General features: G+C 41.8%; 2 protein-coding genes and 1 pseudogene. 2 read left to right on the top strand and 1 reads right to left on the bottom strand.

Going from position 1 to position 3,745, the window contains the following annotated elements:
* Window positions 1–2,785, top strand: a 2,785-nt coding sequence (locus EHQ31_RS06520) for a polymorphic toxin-type HINT domain-containing protein (protein WP_135582926.1), incomplete at its 5' end; no start/stop codon positions are given.
* Window positions 2,786–3,160, top strand: a complete 375-nt coding sequence (locus EHQ31_RS06515) for a hypothetical protein (protein ID WP_135568301.1) — start codon at window positions 2,786–2,788, stop codon at window positions 3,158–3,160.
* Window positions 3,161–3,553: 393 nt separating this feature from the next.
* On the opposite strand, the pseudogene EHQ31_RS18915 reads toward EHQ31_RS06515, so the two are convergent.
* A pseudogene (locus EHQ31_RS18915) lies at window positions 3,554–3,745 on the bottom strand (hypothetical protein); the annotation flags it as partial.

Genomic DNA, 3,745 nt, shown 5'->3' with positions numbered 1-3,745 from the left:
CAAACAAACCTTTGATCCTGAAAAATCAGAAAACCGTGAAATTGCTGTAACCATGTTTGATCCAAAGGCTATGGCGCGAGTCGCCCAAGCTGCACAATCTGCTTTAGGTCAGCTTGCAACAGATCCTCAAAAGATGTTTGAGTTTAACTCTGCTGATGAAAAAGGCAAAGAAGCCATGATCGAATCTGCGAAGAACTCTGGTTATTTGGTTGGACCTACTGTCGGGGGAACCTTCGGAACTCACCACTTCAACCAGTTCTATCCTATCCTTAAGATGAAGGAAAAATACAACGAGATCAAGGCAGAAGGGGAAGCACTCAATGGCAATGGATTTGCCAATGCTGTGGGAGGCGTGGTCTCTGTTGCAACTGGTGGAATTATTAACGCAAAAACTGCTGCCAAGTTCATGAACGATAATGGGGATGTGATTGATACCATCGCCACAGTCGCTGCTGTAATCGCTGCTCCGTTTACTGGTGGAGCATCGCTACTTGTGCTTGCTGCATATAAAGCGGTTCAAGGTGCCTACGCAGGTGGGGTGCTTGGTGCAGCTGCAGGTGCAATCACTGGACTTGCGGCAGGTGGACAAATGTTTGGAGCCAATCTGGAAATGTCCTATTCCTACGCGGATGGTTTCGGTGCCAGTGTCGGTGCTGGGGTGAAAGGTGTCACTGTCGGAGTCAGTTATTCAGATCAAGCTGGTTTTGGGGCAAGTATCAGTGCAGGTGTGGGTCCATTAAGTGTTGGTATTAATTATTCGCAGCAAGGTGGATTTGGAACTAGCGTAGGTTTTAAAACTGGCAACATTCAAGTTGGCCTTTCCTATTCTGAACAAGATGGTTTCTCCGGTCAAATTGGTGCCGCAGGTGGAGGAATGAGAGGGGGACTCAACTATTCCAAAGCAGATGGCCTTGGTGTTTACGCAGGAAAAATGTTAGGACAAGGAGCCTTGTCGAACACAACAAGTGCCGAAGTAGGTTGGAATCGTGAAAAAGGATTCCAAGCGTCTTACGGCTCAGATGAGGCACGCGCAACATTTAGCCAAAAAGATGGTTTTGGAGCAAAGCTTAGCGGTGAATTTGCTGGTGTTGGAGGAAATCTAGAATTCACGCAACGAGGTGGGTTCAGCGCATCCTTGAGTGGCGAAATCATGGAAGGGGTGAAAGGAACAGTTAGTTTTAATTCGAAAACAGGATTTGAAGCGTCTGTTTCTGGTGAGATCGCTGGAAAGAACCTAAGTCTAGGGATAAGTGAAGGTGGAAAACTAAGCTTCAACCACAGCAATGTGGGTCAAGAAGAATCGCTGTTCATCAATAGCATGGACGAACTCCAATCGAAGAACGATTCAGATATCCAAAAGGCAAAACAAGCAATTGTAGAGAAGTCGTTCGAAAAATACAAAAAAACGATGATTGAGCTGAATCCAGATCTTGCAGAGTATGCGAACGATCCGAAGAAACTCCAAGATAAGATCAAAGAACTGGATGAAGGTGGGAATCTGAACCATCCAGGAGATAAAGAAAAAGATAATGCTGTGGTTGATTCGGGCCAATCCAGGGATTCTATTTTCAGTAAGGTGGGCGGTGCTATTGCTGACTTAGGTACTTCTTTCCTAGGAACAAGAGTATCCTCTGGTATGGGTTACGTAGATGAGAAAGGTGTATTCCACCAAAGAACTTGCTTCGTTGCAGGCACAAAAGTTCATACAAAAGACGGACTCAAGAACATCGAAGATATCCAAGTTGGGGATGAAGTTCTATCTAAATCCGATGAAACAGGCGAAGTCTCTTACCGCAAAGTAGTTGAGACCTTTATCCGCCAAACAGAAGCTATTTACACTGTTTCCTTTACTGATGGAACAACTCTAGAAACCACTTGGAACCACCCGTTCCGTGTGAAAAACCAAGGTCATGCCTTAGAGAAGTTCTCTATAGAAACTACTGATTGGGTAGAGGCAAAAGATTTACATCCTGGGGATGTGGCTCTTGGTGCTGACGGAAAGGAACTGGTTATAACCGACATCACCATTGATGAGCGGGAAGAGACAGTTTATAACTTTGAGGTGGCAGAGTATCATACCTACTTCGTAGGGGAAGTCGGGGTTTGGGTGCATAATCGGGGCGTTGAAGATTATAAAATACTTGTTCAAGCAGCAGAAGCAGCGTCACTCCAAACCGCAAAATTGCCACCTCAATTACAAAGACCACTTATGGCCGGAGCATATACGATTCTTGGCATTGCAGCCGTTGGTATTACAGGTGGAATTATCTATGATTCAATAATGGGTAATGGAAATCAAAATGATTCTAATGGATCTAAGAATAAACTCCAAGGAGATCCAGGAAGATATTTGGATGTATCTCCAATAGAAGCAGAAGAGATGAGGAAACAAGGTTTAGATCCTTTGAATCGAAAGGATGTAGATTCATATTTAGCCCCAATAGGTAATAATAAATCTCGTTTATCTACTTCTACTCCAATCGATCAAAACAGATTATACCCAGGTGATCCAAATGGTACGGTTAGGAATCAAATCCCCGCAGGGTGGCTAACTGATCCTTCAAATAAAAAAAATAATGGAACTAGGTTTTATGATCCAAAAAATGAAAGAGGCAATAATATTAGAGTAATGCCCGGAAATCCAAATTCTCCAAACCCGGCACAACAATCACCTTATGTGAAATGGGTTAAAGATGGTAAAGTTAGGGATGTAAATGGGAACCCCTTAAAAGATGGAGATCAACCTGAAGCACATATTCCAAGAGAACAATTTAGGATGAATTAGATGGATGAATTAGAGTGGATAAGATTTGTTTTCAGAAAGATTAATGAATTCTCAGACATTAACCTTCAAAAAGATGTTTGGGTTTTCGGAAATAAACCAGATTATGTTTCATCGTTTGAAGAAGCATACTGTACACTTATTGAGGATTTAACTTTTAGTGACTTTATACAAGAAAAGATTCTTATCAAATATGGGATTGATGTATCATTAGAAGAAGAATTAAAAAAATTATACATTATGCTTGAGGCTTATAAAGAAAAAGATACAGATAAGGAAATAGTAGAAGATCCAGAATGGCACACTGTGGTAAATCAAGCTCAAACGGTTATGAAGCTTTGGGAAAAAGAAAAAACTAAAATTTCGAGTGAGTTTTAATTAATTGAGTTTAGTGAGCCTCGTCAAAACCATAATAGCGAACAAGATGTTCGTTAAGTTAGACGCTGGATGCAATCAGGAACGATTTTGAAGACAAAAAACAAACAGAAGTCATCGATTTCTAGTGATTCACAAAGATTTTGTTCCCTGAGCCTCGCCAAAACTATAATAGCGAACAAATTGTTCGTTAAGTTAGACGCTTGATGCAAACGGGGCCGATTTTGAAGACAAAAAACAAACCGAAGTCATCGATTTCTAGTGATTTACAAAGACTTTGTTACCAAAATGAGTGTTCCGTTGATCGTTAGGACATAAGGAATCCATCTCTTCTATGGAAGAGATTACTTAGACAAAGCTTGCAAACAATGGTTATAAACCGAAGCGTAAAAGAGATTAGTCTCTCTTAAGCGCTTGTTTCCAGGAGTAGGTGTGGTATAGACCACCTAACACGGGAGTGGATTGCAAGTGGCAGTTTCCATATCTCGGTTTGTGGAGTGTTGGTGAGGGGATGGTGTTTCTTTGTTGAGGGCAAGATGGGTTCGGTTGTGGTTGTAGAAGTGGATAAACTCTTCTAGCTTCACCTGC

This window comes from Leptospira montravelensis (genome assembly GCF_004770045.1).
In the GTDB taxonomy this organism is placed as follows: Bacteria; Spirochaetota; Leptospiria; order Leptospirales; family Leptospiraceae; genus Leptospira_A; species Leptospira_A montravelensis.
The sequence above is the reverse complement of the archived record's forward strand: the minus strand, read 5'-3'. Positions and strand labels throughout refer to the sequence as shown.

Coding starts and splice junctions, on each gene's coding strand:
- EHQ31_RS06515 (WP_135568301.1), top strand. CDS start 2,786: ATGGATGAATTAGAGTGGATAAGATTTGTTTTCAGAAAGATTAATGAA.